Source organism: Streptomyces sp. NBC_00885 (genome assembly GCF_045207475.1).
Taxonomy (GTDB): Bacteria; Actinomycetota; Actinomycetes; order Streptomycetales; family Streptomycetaceae; genus Streptomyces.
This window is the reverse complement of sequence record NZ_CP108796.1, coordinates 7254981-7278325: the sequence shown is the minus strand read 5'-3', so window position 1 is coordinate 7278325 and position 23345 is coordinate 7254981. Positions and strand designations below refer to the sequence as shown.

14 protein-coding genes are annotated in these 23345 nt (G+C 69.7%); 7 read left to right on the top strand and 7 right to left on the bottom strand.

Features of this window, described 5'->3' with window-relative positions:
• Positions 1–46 precede the first annotated feature (46 nt).
• The 4 genes from OHA61_RS33145 to rpe form a co-directional block, all read right to left on the bottom strand.
• Entirely contained in the window at positions 47–922 is an 876-nt protein-coding gene (locus OHA61_RS33145; protein ID WP_406306108.1) for an RNA polymerase sigma factor SigF, read from the bottom strand.
• Between the two features lie 175 nt (positions 923–1097).
• The gene (locus OHA61_RS33140) at positions 1098–2540 is read right to left on the bottom strand and encodes a GuaB1 family IMP dehydrogenase-related protein (protein WP_406306107.1); all 1443 of its coding nucleotides are present in this window, start codon (positions 2538–2540) and stop codon (positions 1098–1100) included.
• A 167-nt stretch (positions 2541–2707) separates the two neighbouring features.
• Complete coding sequence (locus OHA61_RS33135) at positions 2708–3742, bottom strand: sugar-binding transcriptional regulator (protein ID WP_406306106.1); 1035 nt, start codon at positions 3740–3742, stop codon at positions 2708–2710.
• Positions 3743–3817: 75 nt separating this feature from the next.
• A complete protein-coding gene (rpe, locus tag OHA61_RS33130) occupies positions 3818–4504 on the bottom strand; it encodes a ribulose-phosphate 3-epimerase (protein WP_361911569.1) in 687 nt (228 codons plus the stop codon).
• Between the two features lie 157 nt (positions 4505–4661).
• Between rpe and OHA61_RS33125 the strand changes: the two genes are divergently transcribed.
• The 6 genes from OHA61_RS33125 to OHA61_RS33100 all read left to right on the top strand — a co-directional run bounded on the left by OHA61_RS33125 (position 4662) and on the right by OHA61_RS33100 (position 17325).
• Positions 4662–6860: an MMPL family transporter gene (locus OHA61_RS33125; RefSeq protein ID WP_406306105.1), complete on the top strand. Its 2199-nt coding sequence runs from the start codon at positions 4662–4664 to the stop codon at positions 6858–6860.
• Positions 6861–6869: 9 nt separating this feature from the next.
• Positions 6870–7985 (top strand): CapA family protein, encoded by a 1116-nt coding sequence (locus OHA61_RS33120; RefSeq protein ID WP_406306104.1) that lies wholly within the window; start codon positions 6870–6872, stop codon positions 7983–7985.
• 236 nt (positions 7986–8221) lie between these two features.
• Positions 8222–9448 carry a branched-chain amino acid ABC transporter substrate-binding protein gene (locus OHA61_RS33115; protein ID WP_406306103.1) on the top strand — a complete coding sequence of 409 codons (1227 nt, stop codon included), beginning with the start codon at positions 8222–8224 and terminating at the stop codon, positions 9446–9448.
• Positions 9449–9793: 345 nt separating this feature from the next.
• Positions 9794–10333: a hypothetical protein gene (locus OHA61_RS33110; RefSeq protein WP_406306101.1), complete on the top strand. Its 540-nt coding sequence runs from the start codon at positions 9794–9796 to the stop codon at positions 10331–10333.
• Between the two features lie 557 nt (positions 10334–10890).
• Positions 10891–13911, top strand: coding sequence for an NACHT domain-containing protein (locus tag OHA61_RS33105; protein WP_406306100.1), 3021 nt, complete (start codon positions 10891–10893; stop codon positions 13909–13911).
• A 1140-nt stretch (positions 13912–15051) separates the two neighbouring features.
• Entirely contained in the window at positions 15052–17325 is a 2274-nt protein-coding gene (locus tag OHA61_RS33100) for a tetratricopeptide repeat protein (protein WP_406306099.1), read from the top strand.
• Positions 17326–17829: 504 nt separating this feature from the next.
• Here OHA61_RS33100 and OHA61_RS33095 read toward each other — a convergent pair.
• Both OHA61_RS33095 and fmt read right to left on the bottom strand, forming a co-directional pair.
• Positions 17830–19263 (bottom strand): transcription antitermination factor NusB, encoded by a 1434-nt coding sequence (locus tag OHA61_RS33095; RefSeq protein WP_361910649.1) that lies wholly within the window; start codon positions 19261–19263, stop codon positions 17830–17832.
• Positions 19264–19333: 70 nt separating this feature from the next.
• Positions 19334–20266, bottom strand: coding sequence for a methionyl-tRNA formyltransferase (gene fmt, locus OHA61_RS33090; RefSeq protein ID WP_406306098.1), 933 nt, complete (start codon positions 20264–20266; stop codon positions 19334–19336).
• A gap of 251 nt (positions 20267–20517) precedes the next feature.
• Between fmt and OHA61_RS33085 the strand changes: the two genes are divergently transcribed.
• Complete coding sequence (locus OHA61_RS33085; protein WP_406306097.1) at positions 20518–21054, top strand: hypothetical protein; 537 nt, start codon at positions 20518–20520, stop codon at positions 21052–21054.
• Between the two features lie 67 nt (positions 21055–21121).
• Here the strand turns inward: OHA61_RS33085 and OHA61_RS33080 are convergent, their stop codons facing one another.
• Positions 21122–23266, bottom strand: a complete 2145-nt coding sequence (locus tag OHA61_RS33080; protein ID WP_406306096.1) for a primosomal protein N' — start codon at positions 23264–23266, stop codon at positions 21122–21124.
• Positions 23267–23345 lie beyond the last annotated feature (79 nt).

Here is a 23345-nt window from a genome sequence, read left to right as displayed (position 1 = left end):
GGACGCCGCTTTCTCCCGTGGGGGGTCCTCGGGGGCGACGGGTGGATCACTCCACGACGAGCAGGCCCTCACGCAGCCGCTTGGTGATCCGCGTCAGCAGCCGCGACACATGCATCTGCGAGACGCCGAGCTCCACGCCGATCTCCGACTGGGTCATCTCCTCGCCGAAGCGCATGCGCAGGATCCTCTTGTCCCGGTCGTCGAGCTCCTCGATGAGGGGCTTGAGCGCCTGGACGTTCTCCGCGATCTCCAGATCGGCGTCCGGCGCGCCCAGCCGGTCGGAAAGCGGCACAGGTGCGTGGTCGGAGGCGTCGTCCATGGGCATGTCGATCGAGCCCGCGGTGTAGCCGTTGCTGGCGACCACGCCCTCGATGATCTCCTCCTCGCCGAGCCCGAGGTGCCCGGCGAGCTCGGCCGTGGTCGGCGCCCGGTCCAGCTCCTGGGAGAGCTCGTCGGTCGCCTTCGCCAGATCGATCCGCAACTCCTGCAGCCTGCGCGGCACATGGACGGCCCAGCTGGTGTCGCGGAAGAACCGCTTGATCTCTCCGACGATGTACGGAACGGCGAACGTCGCGAACTCCACCTCGCGGCTCAGCTCGAACCGGTCGATCGCCTTGATCAGGCCGATGGTGCCCACCTGGACGATGTCGTCCATCTGCTCGGCCCGGTTGCGGAACCGGCCCGCCGCATACCTGACCAGCGCCAGGTTCAGCTCGATGAGCGTGTTCCGTACGTACTGGTGCTCATGCGTCCCCTCGTCCAGCGAGGCCAGCCGTACGAAGAAGAGCTTCGAGATCTCGCGCGCGTCTCTGGGGGCTACCTCTCCAGGATTCGGCACAGACGGAAGATCCAGCTCCGCCATGTTCGGGCGCTGTGTGCCAGGCTGTGTGAGTTCGGTCGTGACCGTGCTCGCCGTGGACACTTCGTCCTCCCCTGCTCGTGGTCAGTGCAGGGCGCGTATACCCAGGCATGCGCCACGCATGCCTACGCGATCGGGAGTTGAGGAATTGCCGCGTCCGGCCGCCGCGAGCTACGCGAGGGCCGGACGTGGTGTGGTCTCTCCCGGGTGCTGTCCGGCCTGATCGACCGGACAGGGCCTAGTTCCAGCTGGCGTGCAGCGCCTTGCCCTCGGCGTAACCGGCGGCGCTCTGGATGCCGACGATCGCCTTCTCGGCGAACTCCTCCAGCGAGCCCGCACCGGCGTAGGTGCACGAGGAGCGGACGCCCGCGATGATCGAGTCGATCAGGTCCTCGACGCCCGGACGGGTCGGGTCCAGGAACATGCGCGAGGTGGAGATGCCCTCCTCGAACAGCGCCTTGCGGGCGCGGTCGTACGCCGACTCCTCGCTCGTACGGTTGCGCACGGCGCGCGCGGACGCCATGCCGAAGGACTCCTTGTACAGGCGCCCGTCGGCGGCCTGCTGGAGGTCGCCCGGGGACTCGTAGGTCCCGGCGAACCACGAGCCGATCATGACGTTGGAGGCACCGGCGGCGAGCGCCATGGCGACATCGCGCGGGTGGCGCACACCACCGTCGGCCCAGACGTGCTTTCCGTACTTCTTCGCCTCGGCGGCGCACTCGAGCACGGCCGAGAACTGCGGGCGGCCGACGCCCGTCATCATGCGGGTGGTGCACATGGCGCCGGGGCCCACACCGACCTTGATGATGTCCGCGCCGGCCTCGATCAGATCGCGTACGCCCTCGGCGGCGACGATGTTGCCCGCGACGATCGGCACCTGCGGGTCGAGCCCGCGGACCGCCTTGATCGCGCTGATCATCGACTCCTGGTGGCCGTGCGCGGTGTCCACCACGATGGTGTCCGCACCGGCGTCGAGGAGCTGCTTGGCCTTGCCGGCGACATCGCCGTTGATGCCGACGGCGGCGGCAATGCGCAGCTTGCCGTTGGCATCGACGGCCGGGGTGTAGAGGGTCGCGCGCAGGGCGCCCTTGCGGGTGAGGATGCCGGCGAGCCGGCCGTCCTTGTCCACGGCGGGGGCGTAGCGGCGGTTGGCGTGGTCGAGCTTGTTGAAGGCGTCGCGCGAGTCGATGTCCGCGTCGAGCAGCAGCAGGTCCCGGGACATGACCTCGGACAGCTGCGTGAAGCGGTCGACGCCCGACAGGTCGGCGTCGGTGACGACACCGACGGGCCGGTGGTCGGCGTCCACGACGACGCCCGCGTCGTGGGCACGCTTCGGCAGCAGGGACAGCGCGTCGGCGACGGTCTGGCCGGGGGCGAGCACGATCGGGGTGTCAAGGACGAGATGGCGCGTCTTGACCCAGGTGATGACCTCGGTGACGACGTCGATCGGAATGTCCTGGGGAATGACGACGAGGCCGCCGCGGCGGGCGAGCGTCTCGGCCATCCGGCGGCCCGCGATGGCGGTCATGTTCGCGACGACCAGCGGGATGGTGGTGCCGGAGCCGTCGGGGGAGGACAGGTCCACACCCTGGCGGGAGCCGACGGCCGAGCGGCTCGGCACCATGAATACGTCGTCGTACGTCAGGTCGTACGGCGGCTTCAGGTCATTGAGGAAACGCACGTGCAGAACATCCCAGTCGATCGGAGTTGGCCCCCGGGCATCTCAGCCGGGGAAATCGCACGTACTTCATTGTCCCATGGCCGTGCGCATGTGATGCCCGGGCAAAAACTCCAGCTCACGGGCATGGTCCCCGGCAGATCCTCCAAACGGTCCCGTCCCTGCGGGTGTCAGTCGTCCGGGTCCGCCCGGTCCAGCGCGGGCCGCGGTCCCGGGGGCGCCGCCAGCAGATGGTCCGCGGCAGCGGTGTCCGTCACCAGGCTGGTGACGAGCCCGGAGCGCAGGACTGCCGCGATCGCCTCCGCCTTGCGCTGACCGCCCGCGATCGCCACCACCTCGGGGATACGGCGCAGCCGGTCGGCCTCGACCGTGATGCACCGTTCGCCCAGGTCACGGCCGACGCGGCGGCCCTCCGCGTCGAAGAGGTGCGCGGACATCTCGGCAGCGACGCCGAGCGAGGCGTAGTGCGCGCGCTCCTCGTCGCTGAGCATGTCGTGCACGGTCGAGATGCCCGGCTCCCACGAACCGATGGAGACGGCGGCGACGGTGACCTTGTCGAAGTACTCGAAGGCACGGGCGATGCCGGTCTGGTTGCGCAGTGCCGCGGCGGTGGCCGGGTCCGGCAGCAGCATCGGGGCGTAGATGGGGTGGGCCTCGCCGCCGGAGACCTGCGCGGCGCGACGGACGGCCTCGACCGAGCCGCGCTCGGCGGTCCCGGCGTCGTACACGCCCGTGAGCTGCACGACGGTGCACGGTGGCAGCCGGTCGAGCGCGGCGGCCATGTGGATGGTGGACCGGCCCCAGGCCAGCCCGAGCACATCGCCCTCGTTGACCAGCTCGCCGAGGAGGTCGGCGGCCACTTCGCCGAGGTTCTCCGGGTCGGGCGACTCGTCCTCGCCCTCCGCCGGGGATTCGACGACGACCGCGTGCCGCAGTCCGTAGCGGGCGCGGAGCGCGTCCGAGCGCTCCGCGTCCAGCTCTGCGGGTACGCGGATCTCGATCCTTACGAGATCACGTTCGAGTGCGGTTTCCAGGACCCGGGCGACCTTGAAGCGGCTGACGCCGAACTCCTCAGCGATCTGGATCTTGGATTTGCCCTCGAGATAGAAGCGGCGGGCCATGGCCGCCGCCTGCACCAGCTCAGCGGGTCCCATCCGCATGGCTGACCGGCCCGTCGACACCGCGATCTCCTCACTGCTGTACACACTCCGGATCCGTCATCCTGTCAGATCCGGCGGTTCTTGATCAGCCCTGTTGGGTTGAGTTCACTTGCTTGTGGCTCAGTGGTTGCAAGCCCACGCCGCCGAGGAGATGGTCTCCTCGGCCTTGGCGCGCAGCGAGCGCACCGCCTGCGCCGGGTCCTTGGCCCCGTAGACCGCCGAACCGGCGACGAACACATCCGCGCCGGCTTCGGCACACCGTTCGATCGTCGCGTCCGACACTCCGCCGTCGACCTGGAGCCACAGCTCGAGGCCGTGCTTGGAGATCAGCTCACGGGTGCGGCGGATCTTCGGCAGCATGATGTCGAGAAAGGCCTGACCACCGAAGCCGGGCTCCACCGTCATGATCAGCAGCATGTCGAGCTCGGGGAGCAGGTCCTCGTACGGCTCGATGGGCGTCGCGGGCTTGAGGGCCATCGAGGCGCGGGCGCCCTTGGCCCGGATCTCCCGCGCGAGGCGTACCGGCGCGGCCGCCGCCTCGACATGGAAGGTGACGGATCCGGCCCCCGCTTCGACGTACTGCGGAGCCCACCGATCGGGGGCATCGATCATCAGATGGCAGTCCAGGGGAGTGTCCGTCGCCCGGCTGAGAGATTCCACGACCGGCACGCCCAGGGTCAGATTGGGCACGAAGTGGTTGTCCATGACATCGACATGCAGCCAGTCGGCGCCTTCGACTGCCTTCGCCTCCTCCGCCAGGCGCGAGAAGTCGGCGGAGAGGATACTGGGGCTGATCTGTACGGCCATGGGCCAAGCCTGCCACGTTCCGGGACGCTTCCCTTCCGCGGTACGACTCCCGGTACGGACGAGGGGCTCCCGGGATCAGCACACTCCGTGCAATCCTGGCGTTTCGGCCCACCAGCGAGGGCCATGCGGCCCGCCGCGAGGGGTAATTGGGGGCGTCATGCCGGACGCAATCAAGGGACAGGAGCGGCCCAAGAAGGGTGTCGCCCATTTCGTCTGCGGGCGGCGCAGCAAATGGGTTGTCCTGGTGCTGTGGCTGGCGGTGATGGTGCTCGCCTTCCCGCTGGCATCGAAGCTCGGCGACGCCCAGGACAACGACGCCGCGTCCTGGCTGCCGGGCAGTGCCGAATCGACCCAGGTGCTCGAGGAGTCCAAGGGGTTCAGGCCCGAGGTCATCCCGGCGGTGGTCATATACGCGCGCGACAGTGGGCTGACCCCGGCCGACCGGCAGCAGATCAACGAGGACGTCGCGGAGATCAAGCAGCTTCGGGACCACGGAGTGCGCGGCAACGAGACCCGCGGTCCCGTTCTGGACCGGCCGGTCGACCCGCGGGCCGCCCAGGTCTTCGTACCGATCACGATGGACGAGAAGGGCTGGGACCGGATCGCGCCCGCCGTCGACTCCATCCGCGACATCACGGGCAAGAGCAGCACCGGACTGCAGGTGCACGTCACCGGCCCCGGCGGCACGGCCGCCGACTTCTCCGAAGCCTTCGAGGGCATCGACTCGACCCTGCTCTTCGCGGCCATGACTGTCGTGATCGTGATGCTGCTGATCACCTTCCGCAGTCCGACGCTGCTGCTGATCCCGCTGATCTCGGTGATCGTCGCGCTCTCCACCGCCCAGGCGCTGATCTATCTCCTGGCCACGCATGCCGATCTGACCGTCAACGGGCAGAGCGCGGGCATTTTGACCGTCCTCGTCTTCGGCGCGGGGACGGACTATGCCCTGCTGCTGGTCGCCCGCTACCGGGAGGAGCTGCGCCGCCACGAGGACCGGCACGAGGCGATGGCCCTGGCGATGCACCGCGCCGGGCCCGCGGTGCTGGCCAGCGGCGCGACCGTGGTGCTCGGCATGCTGGTCCTGCTGTTCGCCGAAATGAACTCCACCAGCGGTCTCGGCCCGGTGGCCGCGATCGGTGTCGCGGTCGCCCTGGTGGCCATGGTGACGCTCTTCCCCGCCCTGCTGGTGATCTTCGGCCGCTGGATGTTCTGGCCCGCGATCCCGCACCTCGGCTCGGCCGAACCCACCGAGCGGGGCTTCTGGTCCCGTACGGGACGGCGTATCGCCGGCCGGCCGCGCGCGACCTGGGCCGTCACCGCCGTCATTCTCTCGGCCTTCGCCCTGGGGCTGACCCAGCTGCGAGCCGAGGGCATCAGCAATGCCGACGCCTTCACCGGCGAACCCGATTCGGTTGTCGGGCAGACCGTCCAGGCCCAGTACTTCCCCGCGGGCAGCGGTGACCCCCTGGTGATCATCACCAATGCGCCACAGTCACGGACGGTCGGCGAGACCGTCGCCACGACCCCTGGCGTGGTTCCCCGGTCGATCACCATCCCGCCCGGCACCAAACCGGTCAACGACGGCCGTGTGCTGTTCGAGGCGACCATGTCGGATCCCGCCGACAGCCAGGCCGCCAGGGACACGGTCGAGCGGGTACGCGACGCCGTGCACGCGGTGCCGGACGCCGACGCGCAGGTGGGCGGCGGCACGGCAGCCGTGCTGGACGCGGAGACCGCCACCACACGGGACAACTATGTGATCATTCCGCTGGTCCTGGTCGTGGTGCTGATGGTGCTCACACTGCTGCTGCGCGCCCTGATCGCCCCGCTGCTGCTGATCGGGACGGTGGTCCTGTCCTTCGCGGCGGCGCTGGGCCTGAGCGCGCTCGCGTTCCGCTACATCTTCGACTACGCCGGTGAGTCGACGGACTTCCCGCTGTTCGTCTTCGTCTTCCTGGTGGCCCTGGGCATCGACTACAACATCTTCCTGACCACCCGTATCCGCGAAGAGGCGGGTCGGCAGGGCACCAGACGTGGCGTGCTGACCGGCCTGGCGGCGACCGGCGCGGTCATCACCTCGGCGGGCCTGGTCCTGGCGGGCACCTTCGCGGCGCTGGGCACGCTCCCGATGGTCGCCTTCGCGGAGATCGGCTTCGCGGTGGCGCTCGGCGTGCTGCTCGACACCTTCGTCGTACGGTCCGTGCTGGTCACGGCCCTGTTCTTGGACGTGGGGCCGAAGATGTGGTGGCCGAGCCGAATGGCCCACGAGGACGAGCCACGGACACCGGAGCCCGCGGTGGCGGGCAGCGGGGTGTCGGGCGGCGGGTCCTCGCCGAACGAGCCCGAAGGGTCCTAGCCTGAGGGTGTGCGCGGCGAACCGGCCACGCTGTTTCTCAGCGGCGACGTGATGCTCGGCCGCGGTGTCGACCAGATCCTTCCGCACCCCGGTGACCCGACGCTGCCGGAGATCTGGCTCCGGGACGCCCGCGCCTACGTCGAGCTCGCGGAGGCGGCGAACGGCCCGATTCCACGGCCCGCAGACTTCACCTGGCCCTGGGGCGACGCCCTGCCGGTGCTGGACGAGGCCGCGCCCGACGCGCGGATCATCAATCTGGAAACCAGCGTGACGCAGCACGACGAGATCGCACCCGGCAAGGAAGTCCACTACCGGATGCACCCGGCCAACCTGCCCTGCCTGGCCGCCGCCCGTCCTGACGTGTGCGTACTGGCCAACAACCACGTCCTGGACTACGGCCGCCGCGGGCTGGAGGAGACACTTGACGCGCTGAACGCCGCCGGGCTGCGTACGGCGGGCGCGGGACGCAGCTCCGGCGAGGCCCGGCGCCCCGCGATCGTCCCGGCGGGACACGGCCGGCGTGTCCTGGTCTTCTCCTTCGGGATGGCATCGAGCGGCATTCCGCGGAGCTGGGCCGCCACCGACGACCGGAGCGGGATCGACTTCGCGGCCCCCTCGCTCACCACCGCGGCCGACGTGGCCGCACGGGTACGGCAGGCCAGACAACCGGGCGACATCACGGTCGCCTCGATCCACTGGGGTTCCAACTGGGGCTACGACGTCCCGCGCGACCAGATCCGCTTCGCCCACGCACTCGTCGACGGCGGAGTGGATGTCGTGCACGGGCACTCCTCGCACCACCCCAGGCCGCTGGAGGTGTACGGCGGGAAGCTCATCGTCTACGGCTGCGGCGACCTGATCGACGACTACGAGGGCATCGGCGGCCACGAGCAGTACCGGGACGACCTGCGGCTCCTGTACTTCGTCTCGCTGGACCCCGGGACCGGCAGGCTCCACGACGTACGCATCACACCGATGCAGGCCCGGCGGATGCGTCTGCGGCACGCCTCGCCCGAGGACGCACGGTGGCTGCACGGCGTCCTCGACCGGATCAGCCACCGCTTCGGCTCCCGCGTCGAGTCCGGGCCGGACGGCACCCTCGTCGTCCGGCCGTCCCGGGAATGAGCGGCCCGCCATCCGCCACAGACGGTCCACACCCGCTCCACCGCCGCACCGTGACCGCGGAACCGGCCCCCTGAGGGCAAGTCCTTCGCCCGAGCGCCATCACAAGAGAATCACATCGGTTCGTCCCCTCTGCTCACTTCGGTGGGCGCCATCTAGAGTCACGCCAGCCGCCGTGCCAGTGGACCGAGCTTCGGCCCGACAGCGCGGTCAAGCGCCTCGAAGGGGAAGGACCGAACGTGCGCAACCGATCTCTCATAGCTGTCACCGCCGCGCTCGCCGCCGGAGCACTCTCGCTCACAGCGTGCGGCTCCCGTGACACAGGCAAGGCCAACGACGCCGCCGGCGACGGTTCCACCGTCGTCACCATCGGTTTCGACGCGCCGTTGACCGGGGAGCTCTCCGCTCTCGGCCTCGGCATGAAGAACTCGGTCGACCTCGCCGTCAAGCAGGCCAACAAGAACAAGGAGGTGCCGGGCGTCACCTTCAAGATCGTGGCTCTCGACGACCAGGCACAGCCCTCCTCCGGCCAGCAGAACGCAACCAAGCTCGTCGCCGACAAGAGCGTCCTCGGCGTCGTCGGCCCGCTGAACTCCTCCGTGGCCCAGTCCATGCAGAAGGTCTTCGACGCAGCCCAGGTGGTGGAGGTCTCGGTCAACACCAACCCCGCCCTCACCCAGGGCGACAAGTGGGACACCGGGAAGAAGATCCGGCCGTTCAAGTCGTACTTCCGGACCGCGACCACGGACGCCATCCAGGGCCCGTTCGCCGCCGAGTACCTGTACAACACGGCCAAGAAGAAGAAGGTCTACGTCGTCGACGACAAGAAGACCTACGGTGCCGGCCTGGCAGCGACCTTCTCCGCCCACTTCAAGAAGCTCGGCGGCGAGGTCGTCGGCACCGAGCACGTCAACCCGGAGGCCAAGGACTTCGGCTCCGTGGCCACCAAGATCAAGAACTCGGGCGCGGACGTCGTCTACTACGGCGGTGAGTACCCCGTGGCCGGCCCGCTCAGCGCGCAGGTCAAGAAGTCGGGTGCCGCGATCCCGCTCATCGGTGGCGACGCGATCTACAGCGACGAGTACGTCAAGCTCACCGGCGACCGCGGCGAAGGCGACATGGCCACCTCCGTCGGCGCACCTGTCGAGGACCTGCCCTCCGCCAAGAAGTTCATCGAGGACTACAAGGCCGCCGGGTACAAAGAGGCGTACGGAGCCTACGGCGGCTTCTCCTACGACTCGGCCTGGGCCATCATCCAGGCGGTCAAGGCCGTGGCCAAGGACGGCAAGCTGCCCTCCGACGCCCGCGCCAGCGTCACCGAGGCCCTGCAGAGGGTCTCCTTCGACGGAGTCATGGGCAAGGTCTCCTTCGACGAATACGGCGACGCCACCAACAAGCAGCTCACCGTCTACGAGGTCGCGGGCGCTACCTGGAAGGCGGTCACCACCGGCACGTTCGGAGGCTGACCGACCGCGATCATCCAGCGCAGCGTCGTGACGGGGCCGGGCTGCTCCCTTCTTCACGGAGGGAGCAGCCCGGCCTCGCCGTTGTAGGTTCTCATCTTTCATGGCCACCGTCGAAGCCCTGACCTGCTGGTCCGTGGTTGTCTCGTGTAGTGATCGTCCCTGTTTTGTCTCACAATCTTGAGCAACCGCTCGGGATCGGGATGCTGGGCTGGTCATGAGGATCCGTGGCTCCTCGTGCGACAAAAGACAGGGTCTGGGCGTTCTATGCTCCACCCCTGACGCGCCGCATCGGCCGGGGAAGGCGCAACGCTGTACGCTGCGGAATTCGACCATCACGAAGGGCCCGTGCCGGCCTCCTCGACAGTCGGCTGGGCCGCGCCCCCGCACAGGCAACTACGCGGCGTCGTCTGGCGGGTCCATCAATACTGGGGAGCGCGCCGGCTACGCGGCGACCGTCGGCCCGCCTGCCTGTACTGGTCCTTCATCGACGAGCCCGCGGCCAAGGAGCAACGACAGGCCCTGCCCCACTGGGACTTCGAGGCGCTCCCGAGGACCCGGAGGGCCGCTACGCTCCTCAACGAGCGCGACCGAGCCCTGGACGGCTCTCGAGCTGACAGTCCATATCTGTGTCTGCGTCCCGTCGAGCGGATCAACATCGTCAGCTGGGACGGCTACGCCAACTACCTGTGGGAGAAGCACGAGCGGGAGGCGGAGGACAAGCAGGCGTTCGATCGTCGCCTGCTGGAGTGGGTCGACATCAATGCCCGCCTGACCGCCCTCGGGCTCGCGACCGCCGAGCCTGTCGAGATCGCGCACCGGGCAGCAGTGCCACTGGAAACCGTGAAGGCACTGATCAACCTCGCGCAGGCCGCAGCCGAGAAGTGACCGTGCCTCCGTTCTGAGCCGGTTTCCAGCGGTACACCGGCTCGCTCTCGACGCCCCGATCTAGGACGTAGCTCCTGGACCGAACCCAGCGCCCGATCGCGTCTTTATCTCAGCTGCGAATCTGGCTCGACAGATCGCCCCCGCTCCAGTTCCCGGACGAGACTGACGGTCAGTGCTGATCGCCGTCAGCGCATTAGCCTCGGTGTACTGAGTCGGACCGGCAGCATGCCGGTTAAAGGTCCCAGGCACTGGGCGGCTGTCGTAGAAGTCCTCGCAGGCCTTCGCGAACGGTGCAAAGACGCACGCCTGTCGGAACGCGAGGACAGTGAGCCCTTTCCAACCTGGCTGATTGGCAGGTGAGTCCCCCGACGCGGCGAACTCCTCGAAGTTCTTCCACCTGCACACGGGGACGATACCCCGTGGCGTTCCGGGCGGAGCTGCGCTGACTATCGCGCGACCCCACCCGTTCCCCTGCCTTCGGCGGCCTCAACCCCCTATGATCTAGGGACCTTTACGGGTGGGGAAGTTGTCCTCGTGGTGTCGGCTCGGGGGGCCTGATGGATCCGGCCAGTATCGGTACGACCGCCCGAATCGCCTCGTCGGTGGCGCGACCAATCATCGCCCGACTCTTCGTCAAGGAGAGCCACGGCGCGGGGCTCGTCGACGAACCGGTCCGGGTGTCACGGTTGGTGAGGTGGGGCGGCGAGAAACGCAGCCTGAACGGGCTCGACATGTGGAAGATCGCCAGGGAACTGGTGAAGGCGGCCGTCGAGGCGAACCCGCACGAACCCCCGGTGGCGTCCGACGAACGCGAAGCCCTTGCAGACACCCTGGCCGCGACACTCAGCGCGCTCGGCGAGCTGGACATGGACGACGTCCAGGCGGTCCGTCTTGGCCACGCGGAGCTGTCACGCCGCCTGACCGCCGCACGCCCGGACGCCACCCGTGACCTGTCCGGCGACGCCACCGCCCTCCACAACAGCCTGCTGGATCTGAGCTGTCTGCACATCCTGCACTTCTTCACCCAACGCTCGACCTTCGTCGCCAACGCCCAGGTCGCTCAGACCCGCATGCTTGACGAGATGCTGCGCCTGGTGGACGCCTTGGTGGACCGGATTCCGCGGCCTGGCAGCGCGGACGAGGAGTTCGAGACCCGCTATCTGGCATATATCGAACGCAAGTACGGGAAGCTCAACATCTTCGGCCTCGACCTGAGCAACCCCAGCCGGGCCCGCTGGCCGATGGACACCGCTTACCTGAACCTGGAACTGGCCTCGCAGCGCGACGGCGGCTCGCCGTCCGCCAACCGCCGCCGGGTCGAGGAAGCCCTCTCCGGCTGCAACCGGGCGATGCTGCGCGGCCTTGCGGGATCGGGCAAGACCAGCCTGCTGCAGTGGCTGGCCGTCTCCGCCGCGCAGAACTCCTTCCCCGACGAGCTGGCGGCCCTGCGCGGCCGCGTCCCGTTCATGCTCCCGCTGCGCGCGCTCGCCCAGGACCCGGGGCTGCCGCGCCCCGAGCAGTTCCTCGGCGCGGCAGGCAACATCCTGCACGGATTACAGCCCGAGCACTGGGCCGACCGGGTGCTGGGCAGCGGCCGAGGCATGGTGCTGATCGACGGCGTGGACGAGGTCTCCGAGAGTGAACGGCCGGTCGTCCGACGCTGGTTGCTCGACCTCGTCCACCTATACCCGGAAACCTTCTTCCTCGTCACTTCCCGACCGTCCGCCGTGGACGCTCACTGGCTGACGGAGGTCGACTTCGCCGAGTTCAATCTGCTCCCGATGAATCGCCACGACGTCGACCGGTTCGTCCGCCGGTGGCATGATGCCGTCCTGACCACGGTCGACGAACCCGATGAACGGCAAGCGATCGAACAGTGCCGGGACGCCCTGCGGACCACCCTCAGGCAGAAGCACGACCTGTACCGGCTGGCCACCAACCCCCTGATGTGCGCGCTCATCTGCGCCCTGCACCGCGACCGGCTCACCCATCTCCCCGAGCGCCGCATGGAGCTGTACGCCGCCGCGCTCACCATGCTGCTCGTGCGCCGTGATAAGGAGCGCGAGATTCCCGTACCGGACGGGCTCGCACCCACGGAGGAGGCACAGGTCCAGCTGCTCCAGCGGATCGCGTACTGGCTGATCCGCAACGGACGCTCCGAGGCGGCCCAGGCCACCGCGGTACGCATCATCCGCGAGAAGCTCCCGGCCATGCCGCACATGGCGCCGCCCGACCGCGCCGAAGACGTCTTCCACTACCTGCTGCTGCGCAGCGGACTGCTGCGGGAGCCTTCGGTAGGCACCGTGGACTTCATCCACCGCACATTCCAGGACTACCTCGGGGCCAAGGCCGCCGTCGAGGCCGAGGACCTCGACCTGCTGGCCGAGTCCGGCCGTGATGACCAGTGGGAGGATGTGATCCGACTCGCCATTGGCCACGCCCGAGACGGTGAACGCGCCTACCTTCTCCGCAAGTTGGTCGAGCTAGGCGACCAGAGCGTCGACCCGCGGCTTCGCCGCCGCTACCACCTACTCGCTGCCGCCGCCCTCGAACACGCCACGACCCTCGACCCGGCCGCCCGCGCCGCGGTGTCCCTTAGAGCATCCGCCCTGATTCCCCCCGACACCCCGGCGGACGCGGAAGAGCTGGCCACCGCCGGCGACATCGTCCTTGACCTGCTGCCCGGCCCCGAGGAGCTGACGCCGGAGCAGGCCCGGGCAACGGTGATGACCATCGCCCGCATCGGCGGGGAGGCCGCACTGGACCAGCTGGCCCGCTTCAAGCGCGTCCCCGACCGCGACGTACGGCAGGAAGTCGCCATGTCCTGGCCGTACTTCGACGCCCGCTCCTTCGCCGAGGCGGTCCTGGCCGGGCTGCCGGTGGACGACCTGACGCTGCACCTGTCTGGCCCGGAGCAGATCGCCTGCCTCGATGTGCTCGACCGGGTCCCGCACCTCTCCCTGAGAGGCCAGATGCTGACGGCCGACCTCGTCGACGCCCTGGCCCGGCTGAAGGTCCACTCCCTGTCGATCGCACCCTCCAGCGCGGTGTCGTTCACTCTGCCCTCACTGGCGCCGCTGACCAGGCTACGTCGGCTCGCCGTCGAGTCCTGCGACGTCATCACAGACCTGGCCGCGCTCGGCGAGAGCCCGGCCGAGGAACTCGCCCTGCGTCGGCTGCCGGACGGGGCGGACCTCACCTTCCTTGCCCGGGCCTCTAACTTGAGGTCCCTGACTCTGTCCTCCCCGCAGGGCATCCCGCTCCCCGAGGTGCCGCTCTCCCACGTCACCTCACTCGACATGGACGGCGTCCTGACGGGCTCACAGGTCCCGGACTTCGCCGAAGCGTTCCCCTCGCTCACCTCCCTGTCCCTTCGACTGACCTGCCAGAGCTACCAGGCGGCCGTCGACCTTTCCCTGCTGCGGAACGTGCTGCGCGGACAGGTCAACGTCACGCTGGTGGATGCCGGCAAGGTCCACGGCCTGGATACCCTCCCCACCGACCGGGTCTCGGTACGGCACGAAGGACGGGCCAGGCCCGAGGGCCGGACCGGCCTCCTGCGACGCTTCCGCGGATAGCGGGCCGGTGCTGCGCGGACCGGAACCGGCCACAACCTCATGGTCTGTGAAGGCTTTTCCAACCTCACGCTCCGACTGGCTGACTACCTGCAACAGCACATAACCCGCGCCCGCCACTTCTCACCCCCGCTCAATTCACGGCAGATTCCGGTCGCATCCGCGTGTCCTGCAAGCACTCCTCGAGCTCGGTAGCGGTGGATCACTTTCTAGGTCAGGTGTGCGTAAGCGCGACCGCAGCAGAGTAGCGGTGAGCAGGACCGGCCACCCGACTCCGTCGCAGCGTCCGCGCTCCATCAGCGCTGGATCCACCACAGGATGCCCGCAACAAGCGCGGACCCCGCCGCTGAGGCGCCGCCGCGAACCAGGCCAAGGACAGCAGTGCGGGCAAGCCGGCGCACGCTCCGCTTCGTACTCGGGTTCCTGTCCGTGGAATCGCAATTCATGGTGGCTCCCTCAATTGCTTGTCTCGACTTGGAGTGAGATCGAGCCTGCAAGCGGGGCGAGGCACCCGTCCCAAGTAGCGGGCACAGCGGGCACATTGGCCTTACTCTGCCGGTCAGGGTTGCGCCCGCTGGTCCCGCTCCGGGACGTTCGGCCAGCGGGCAGCTTCTTGAGGGGGACACGTTGAACGAGCAGGGACGCGCGCTATACGACCAGCTGCGCGCCTTGGAGAAGCGGGCCGAGACATCTCGTCTTCGGGCGGGTAAACCATACTCGCGACGCGAGACAGAGCAGGCCCTGAAGATTGCGCCGTTCCGGATTGAGCTGAGTGCACAGAGGATCAGCGACTGGATCCCGGACGACCTGGCAGGGGCCAAAGTCCCCAGTCCCGCTAGCAGCGAGAAAGTGTGGGCACTTGTTCGGCTGTGGAGCCTCTGAGCGGGCGAGGAGCCGCACGAGGGAAACTGGAGCACACTGCTGGAGCGGGCCCAGTCCGCACGCATCCAGCGCACGGCGAGTTCCGCTCCAGGCCGCCCGATATCTCTGTTTTCGGATCCCTTCGCACTCGAGGTTCACAGGGCGATCGGCGCTGAGCCGGAGGAAACGAATGGACGGTCGTCACTCCCCACCTATGTCCCGCGAGCACACGATGTGCGGCTGGGCTCAGTCGTGCGGGAGGCCGCTGGCGGCATCAGCCGAGTGGTGGTGCTGGTGGGCGGCTCTTCGACGGGGAAGACGCGCGCCTGCTGGGAAGCTCTGGCTCTTGTCCCCGATGGCTGGCGGCTGTGGCACCCGATCGATCCGTGCCGGCCCGACGCCGCGCTCGCGGAGATGCAGGACATTGGTCCGCGCACAGTCGTCTGGCTGAACGAAGCCCAGCACTATCTCCTGACCCCGGCTGCCGGTGTGGGTGAGAGGGTGGCTGCAGGCTTGCGCGAGCTGCTCCGTGATCCAGACCGCAAGCCGGTTCTCGTGCTGGGAACCATCTGGCCCGAGTATTGGGCCACGCTCACCGCAGTCCCCGACCCGAACGACTTGGAGAGCTCGGATCCGCACAACCAGGCTCGGGAACTACTGGCAAACCACGAACTACGAGTCCCGTCGGCATTCTCCGACGAGAACGACGTCAAGGCTCTACGCGTCGCTGCCCTATCAGACCCACGCCTCGCTCACGCCGTCGAACGGGCCGAAGAGGGCCAGATCACGCAGTACCTGGCTGGTGGTCCCGCCCTGTTGGAGCGATATCACACCGCTCCGGCACCGACGCGGGCCGTCATCAAAGCGGCGATCGATGCCCGTCGGCTGGGTCTAGGCCCAGCTCTGCCGCAGGCACTGCTGGAGGTGGCCGCGGAGGGCTACCTCAGTGACGCTCAGTGGAGTCAACTTCCGGAGAGCTGGTTCGAGGAGGCTCTCGCCTCCGCCTGCCGCCCGGTAAGGGGCGCTCAGGGAGCGCTGACCCGATTACGCGCACGCCACGGCGAGGAATCCCCGGCTCGCCCCCACTACCGGCTCGCCGACTATCTGGAACAGTACGGGCGTCGCACCCGGTCTCATGTGTACCCGCCCACCGCTCTGTGGCTGGCGTCGATCGACCACGCCCCGTCCTCGAAGCACGCCGGGCTGGCCCAGAGCGCCGAGCAATTCGACCTACACCGCATCGCCTACACTTTCTATCGCACCTTGGCCTCCACCGGCGACACGGATGCGCTGGATGCGCTCGTGCAGCTCCTGTCGTCCATGGGGCGCATCGACGAGGCCCTGGCCTGGTACAAGCACTCCGCCGAGGCTGGCCACAGCGTGGACATCCGCACCATCGGCGACAGATTGAGCAGTTGGTTGGGATCCCCTGACGAAGCGGTCTTCTGGTACCAGCACAAGGTGTCTGAAGGCGACATCAGTTTCCTGCCCGAACTGGTCCAATTGCTGGCCCGCCTAGGGCGTACAGACGAGGCCGTCGCATGGAATCGGAGGGTCGCCGAGCTCGGCGAGGCTGTCCACCCCCGAGTGATGGCTAGCCACGCGGCGGTCGAGGGCCGTACCGAGGATGCCCTCGTCTGGTACCAGCATGCGGCAGAGGCCGGTGACAGCTCCGCGCTCAGAGGGGTGGCGGTCATGATGGTGCGCCTCGGACGCGTTCACGAAGCGCTTGAGCTACTCCTCAAACGGGCTGACGCCGGCGATGTCTTCGCGATGGGAGAGGCTGGCTGGCTGTTGACGGAGCTCGAACGCCCCCAGGACGCCATCACTTGGTACAAGCGCGCGGTGGAGGAAGGAGATGCCTTCGCGTATCGAGGAGTAGCCAGATCACTGGCAATGCTGGGGCGCGCCGACGAGGCCACTCGCTGGTACCACCGTGGGTCTCAGGAGGCGGGGGACCCGTACGCGTTCCTTGAGGCGCAGCAGCTCGGGGATCCGGCGCCGCCTGCGGAGGGGGATGCACTCTGCGCCTGGCGGGACGTGAGCTTCTACCACACACCCCCGGACGCCGCGTGGCTGTTGGCCGTGGAGCGCGGCACCCACGCGCGGCCCCAAGTCTCCGCACTTCCGGTGGGCGACGACATCCTTCGAACCCTGCTGCAGCTCTGCGAAGCAGGACACCAAGGAGGCACCTTTGGCGTGTTACGCACGGTCGGCGGCGACTGTTACCGACCTGGGTGGCTCGATGAGACGCTGACGCTGCTCCGGAAGCACAGGCTCATCAACCAAGCAGCGGCCTGGTGTCGGTCGCAGGCCGCCTCGGGCTCCCCGACGGGCGACTGGTGGGGCACGGCTCACCTTCTGCTCAAAGAGGACGGCCAGACCGGCTCAGCTGAGCAGTTGCGACGATACGGCTGGACCCCAGAGAGTGATGTCGCGCAGCCTTGGGAGTCACCGCCGCCCGTGGCGACCGCCCCCCAAGATCCCGCTACGGGTCCACCATCCCGAAGAACAAGCAGGAGACAAGGGCGCTCGGGCAAGACCAGTCCCACATAACGACACCAGCATCCCGACGGCGTCGAGGCCAAGTGAGACGTCTTCTAAACACCTCTATCGGTAGCAAACGCTCCCCCGTCCTGGCGGTGAACCTGTTGCGAGCCCACATCAGCAGCGGAGCTGCCGGAAACAGATGAAGGCGCATGCGATACCGACGAAGCCACATGGGGTCTCGATCTTCGCTTCTACCTGCGACAGACGGGGCTTAAGGTCCTGCTGATCTGTCGACACCACCGCGACGCCGACCGGCCAGTGGCCACAACAGCGTTGCTGCCCCACTTTGTCTCGGTACCATGGCCAATTGGCTAGGCATTGGGTAATGAAGATGAAAATTGGTCACTCAATTTGAGGCGCTGACGGCGGCGGGCCGGCGGGCGGATGCCTAGCCGGGCTCCGCGGCCGCTCGGGGCTATCACTAGCCCCTCCGTAGTCTCCTCGCACAGGGTCTACGCAGCCTTGGGCTTCGGCGGCGCGGCGGTCGGCGGGGAGGCGGCCCGTCTCGTCTCAGGCCGTACGGCGCAACAGCGCGAGGTACATCGCGTCCGTGCCGTGCAGATGCGGCCACAGCTGCACATCGGGCCCGTCACCCAGCGCGGGAACCCCTGGCATCAGAGGCCTCGCGTCCACCAATTCGGCCTCCACGGCCTCGCCGCCGCGGCCCTTGAGTACGTCGTCCACGACCACCCGGGTCTCCGCAAGGTGCGGCGAGCAGGTGGCGTATCCGACCACTCCCCCGACCCGTACGGCCTTCAACGCCTCGCGCAGCAGCCCGCGTTGGAGCGGCGCGAAACCCTCCAGGTCTTCGGGACGGCGACGCCAGCGGGCCTCGGGACGGCGGCGCAGCGCGCCGAGGCCGGTGCACGGGACGTCGACGAGTACACGGTCGAAGGAGCCCTCACGCCACGGCGGACGCGTGCCGTCCGCGGCGATGACCTGGTACGGGCCCGGGTTTCCGGCGAGCGCCCGCTCGACCAGACGGGCGCGGTGCGGCTGCTTCTCGGAGGCCAGGAGCGATGCTCCCCGCTGCGCGGCGAGCGCGCCCAGCAGCGCCGCCTTGCCGCCGGGTCCCGCGCAGCCGTCGAGCCAGCGCGCGTCGGGTCCGTCCAGCGGCGCGTTGGCGAGGGCGATCGCGACGAGCTGGCTGCCCTCGTCCTGGACGCCGGCCCGGCCGTCGCGTACGGCCTCGATGGCGCCGGGTTCGCCGCCCTCGGCCAGCCGCACGGCGTACGGCGACCAGCGCCCCGGCAGAGCGGACTCCTCGCCCAGCACATCGAACAGTTCACCGGTGGTGGAGCGGCCGGGCCGGGCGACGAGGGTCACCTCGGGCCGCTCGTTGTCGGCCTCCAGCAGGTCCTCGATCCCGGCGCGGGGGCCGCCCAGCGAGTCCCACAGCGCGGAGACGACCCACCGCGGATGCGAATGCACCACGGCCAGGTGGTCCTCCGCGTCGTCCTCGTACGGCGGGGCGACCCGTTCGAGCCAGGTGTCCAGATCGTCCTGCGAGATCTTGCGCAGCACGGCGTTGACGAACCTGGCCCGTCCGTCGCCGAGCACCACGCGCGCCAGCTCCACGCTCGCGGAGACCGCCGCATGCGTGGGGATCCGCGTCCCGAGCAGCTGGTGGGCGCCGAGCGCCAGCACGTCGAGCACGGGCGGGTCGACCTCGCGCAGCGGCCGGTCGATGCACGCCGAGATGATCGCGTCGTACGTGCCCTGGCGGCGCAGCGTCCCGTACACGAGCTCGGTGGCAAGCGCCGCGTCGCGCCCGTCGAAGTCGTCCTTCTCCCGGGCCTTCTTCAGCAGGGGCGGCAGGACCAGGTTGGCGTAGGCGTCCCTCTCGTCAACGGCCCTGAGCGCCTCGAAGGCGAGGATCCGCACGGGATCCTTCTTGGGGCGGCGGTACGGCTTCGGGGGACGGCGATGTGCCTGCTCGTTCAAAGGTGCTCCGCGATCGAAAGGGTCGAACGCCCTCAGCCTACGTCCGCCGCGCCCACGCTCCCGCCCGGCGCTACGCGCCGACTCCTTCTCCCGGGGCGATACGCACCCCGCGCGCCCAGTCGGCCGCGCGCATCGGCTTCTTGCCCTGGGGCTGGACCCAGAGCAGTTCGACGGCGTGCGATCCAGTGCCCACGTACACATTGTTCTTGCCGGCCGAGAGGTCGCCGGGCTTGAGCGCTGTGTGGTCCGGCACCAGTGCCACGTGGATCAGCTTGAGCCGCTCCCCGCGGAAGAGGGTCCACGCGCCGGGCGCCGGGGTGCAGCCGCGGACGAGGCGGTCGACGCGCAGCGCCGGGGCCCTGAAGTCCACATGCGCGTTCTCGACGGTGATCTTCGGCGCGAGCGAGATGCCCTCGGCCGGCTGCGGCACGGCCTGCAGGGTGCCGTCCTCGATCCCGTCCATGGTGGCGGCGAGCAGCCCGGCGCCCGCGAAGGCGAGCCGGGTGAGCAGGTCGCCGCTGGTGTCGGTGGGCCGTACATGCTCGGTGATCACGCCGTAGACCGGCCCGGAGTCGAGGCCTTCCTCGATCAGGAAGGTCGAAGCGCCGGTCATCTCGTCCCCCGCGAGGATCGCGTGCTGGACGGGTGCGGCTCCGCGCCAGGCGGGCAGCAGCGAGAAGTGCAGATTGACCCAGCCACGGGCGGGCACGTCGAGGGCCACCTTGGGCAGCAGCGCGCCGTAGGCGACGACCGGGCAGCAGTCGGGCGCGATCTCGCGCAGCCGCTCGAGGAACGCCTCGTCGCGCGGCCTGGCCGGCTTCAGCACCTCGATCCCGGCCTCCTCGGCACGCTGGGCGACCGGGCTGGCCACCAGACGGCGACCGCGCCCCGCGGGTGCGTCGGGCCGGGTGACGACGGCGGCCACTTCATGCCGGTGGGAGGCGATCAGGGCGTCCAGGGCGGGTACGGCGACCTCGGGGGTGCCTGCGAAGACGAGCTTCATCGGTGGCTGACTGCCTCTCAGGCTGATGCGTGCTGGCAACTACTCGTCCGTGCGGTGACGAGCAGCACACCAGTCTATGGGGCAGCGCTGCAGGGGGCGTACGGGCGGCCGTGCGCCCCGCGCACATACGCATACGCCCCTGCCCCGTGACCACATCGCCGGGTGGAGCGTTGGTCAAGAGAGATTGACCGAAGCGGGCCGCCCCGGATGCGGCCCGGCCCCTTTTCAACGCCGGTTCGAGAGGCTTGTCAATGGCCGACCACGCAACCCACGACGCCCAAGCCCGGGCAAGTCTGCACCTGTTGGTGCGTGACATCGAGCGGGTCCGCCGGCAGGTGGACGCCTTGCGCACGCTCACCGCCCAGCTGGGCAATGTCTACCGCCCGCGCCGCTCAGGCCCCTCCACGGGCTTCGTCGTCTACGGCAGAGCCCCGGCCCCGACCGTCCGTCTGGCGCAGGAGCTGCGGGACAGCGTCGAGACGCTGGTGACCGCGGCGGTGGACTTCGACCGTTCGCTGGGCTTCTCGTGGGACGCGGTCGGCTCGGCCCTCGGAGTGACCAAGCAGGCGGTGCACCGCCGGTACGGAGCACGGCGGGCCCCGCAGCAGGCGGGCGCCGCTGATGTGGACCACGGCGGGGAGACGGCCCCAACCCGCACGCTGCCGGTGGGCCCCAGCCTGTCGGCCGTCCCGGCAGCCCGCGCGATGCCGCCGCAGCCGGCGGCCCCCAGCCAATCCCACCGCGAGGAGGCTCGCCCGAGCGCCTTCCCCGGCCCGCGCAACGGCTGACCTCCCGCCCGGCTGCCCCTGCCCCGACGGGTGGGGGCAGTCGCTTGCCGTACGGACCGGCGCACCCTCAGCCGATGTCCGGCGGGTCGACCCTGATCCGTACCTGCTCGGTGCCCCCGCGGGCCATCCGGGCCGCCTGGGCCGACTTCAGCGCCGCGGCCAGTGCCGCTCCGCTGCCCGGCGGCACCCTGAGCAGCACCCGCTCCCATGTCTCGCCCACCGGGGGATCACCCGGCCTGCGGGGCCTGCCCGGGTCCGTGACCCGGATCGGCACGGGGCCCAACACCTCCGTGTCGCCCGGCAGTTCGGCACTCGCCACAAAGGCGGCGACCGCCTCCGTCCGGCCCGACACCGCCGCCATCCGCGACACCGGCGGGAACCCGAGCTCCGCCCGTTCGGCCAGCTCGCGCTGTGCGTGCCCGACCGGGTCCCAGCGCACCAGCGCCTGTACGGGACGCAGCGTCGGCTCGGCGACCACCACCACCGTGCCCCCCTCGCTCTGCCCGCGTACCAGCGAGGCCGCGTCTGTCCAGCGCCGCAGCGCGTCCTCACCCGCCCGCAGATCGGGCCGCCCCAGCATCGCCCAGCCGTCGAGCAGCAGCGCCGCCGCGTATCCGCCCTCGGCGACGGGCTCCGCACCGGGGGTGCTCACCACGAGCGCGGGCCGATCGGGCACGCTGTCCAGCACATGGTCGCGGCCAGATGTGCGCACCTGGACGGCGGGGAAGGCGCGGCCCAGCTCCTCCGCCGTGCGCCGGGCGCCCACAATCCGGGCGCGCAGTCTCGTACTGCCGCACTCGACGCAGTGCCAGTCGGGCGCTCCGCGCCCGCACCAGCCGCACTTCAGATCCCGCTCGTCCGGCGCCTCCAGCGGGCCGGCGCAGTGACGGCAGCGGGCGGGCGTACGGCACCGCTCGCAGGCGAGCCGGGGCACATAGCCGCGCCTGGGCACCTGGACCAGCACCGGTCCGCTCTTCAGCCCCTCCCGCACGGTCTGCCAGGCCAGACTCGGCAGCCGTGCCACCCTTGCCGCCTCGTCGCGTGCCAGTTCGCCGTCCCCGACCGTACGCACGAGGGGCGCGGCCCTGCGCACCTGCTCGCGGTCGGCGATCAGCGGCAGCGCCCAGCCGCTCTCCACGAGCTGGGCCGCCTCCACCGTGCAGCTCGTACTGCCCAGCAGGAAGCCGCACCTGTCGTGGGCGGCCCGCAGCTCCAGTACCTCGCGCACATGCGGGAACGGCGCGTTCTCATCGCTGTGGCTGGAGTCGCCGTCGTCCCAGATCGCGACCAGGCCGAGGTTCTGTACGGGGGCGAACATCGCCGCCCGGGTGCCGACGACGGCGCGCACGGACCCGCGTCGCACGGCGAGCCACTGCCGGTAGCGCTTCTCGGGGCCGGACTCGGCGGTGAGCAGGGCGTGGCGCCCCTCCCCCAGCAGCGCGGTGAGCGCGGCGTCGACCCTCGCGGCGCGCCTCCCGTCGGGCACGACGACCAGCGCGCCCCGCTCCGAGGCGAGCGTCGCGGCGACGGCCCGCGCGAGCTCGTCCGGCCACTGGGGTCCGGGCAGGGCGGTCCACACCGCCCGTGGCGCACCGCCGGTCGCGAGCGCCTCCAAAAACGCCGCCCCCCGGCCGTACCGCACCCAGCTCCCGGGCTCCGGCGCACCGGGCGGCGACAGCGGCTCCGGGGAGGGCTTCGCCTCGGCCCGTCCGTTCCTCGGCGGAACGGCGAGCTGCAGCACATCCGCCAGGCTCCCCGCGTAGCGATCGGCGACCGCACGCGCCAGGGCGAGCATCTGAGGGCTGAGCACCGGCTCGGGCGAGACCACATAGGCGAGCGCGGCCAGCGCTCCCCCGTAGTCCGACTCGGCACGCCGCTCGATGAGGAACCCGTCGATCAGGCCGCCCCCTTCGCGCCGTCCTTCCCGCACGCGGTGCGCCCCGGCCCCGAACCTCACACGCACCCGCACCCCGGGCTGCGCTTCCGCGTCCAGCTCTTCGGGCACGGCGTAGTCGAAGTACTGATCGAGATGCAGCACGCCCTTGTTGACCATCACCCGCGCCACGGGCAATTCCTTGGCGAGCGCGGCCCCTCGCCAGGTCCGCGGCTTCGCCTTGGGCACCTTGGCCTTGCGCACCGTCTCCCGAATGAGCGCAAGCTGCTCCGGCCCACCGGCGGCGGGCTCTTCGGGCTGCTTGTTGTCGCTGCTCACAGCCAAATTCCTACCAGACGTCACTGACAGTGCGACCGGGACCGGCACTGCCACCAGGACGCACGACGGCCCCGGACCG

What these genes read in the sequence shown, in the direction of transcription:
- rpe (WP_361911569.1), bottom strand. Translation starts at nt 4,504, where the DNA reads ATGGCCGTACAGATCAGCCCCAGTATCCTCTCCGCCGACTTCTCGCGC.
- OHA61_RS33125 (WP_406306105.1), top strand. Translation starts at nt 4,662, where the DNA reads ATGCCGGACGCAATCAAGGGACAGGAGCGGCCCAAGAAGGGTGTCGCC.
- OHA61_RS33105 (WP_406306100.1), top strand. Translation starts at nt 10,891, where the DNA reads ATGGATCCGGCCAGTATCGGTACGACCGCCCGAATCGCCTCGTCGGTG.
- fmt (WP_406306098.1), bottom strand. Translation starts at nt 20,266, where the DNA reads ATGAAGCTCGTCTTCGCAGGCACCCCCGAGGTCGCCGTACCCGCCCTG.
- OHA61_RS33085 (WP_406306097.1), top strand. Translation starts at nt 20,518, where the DNA reads ATGGCCGACCACGCAACCCACGACGCCCAAGCCCGGGCAAGTCTGCAC.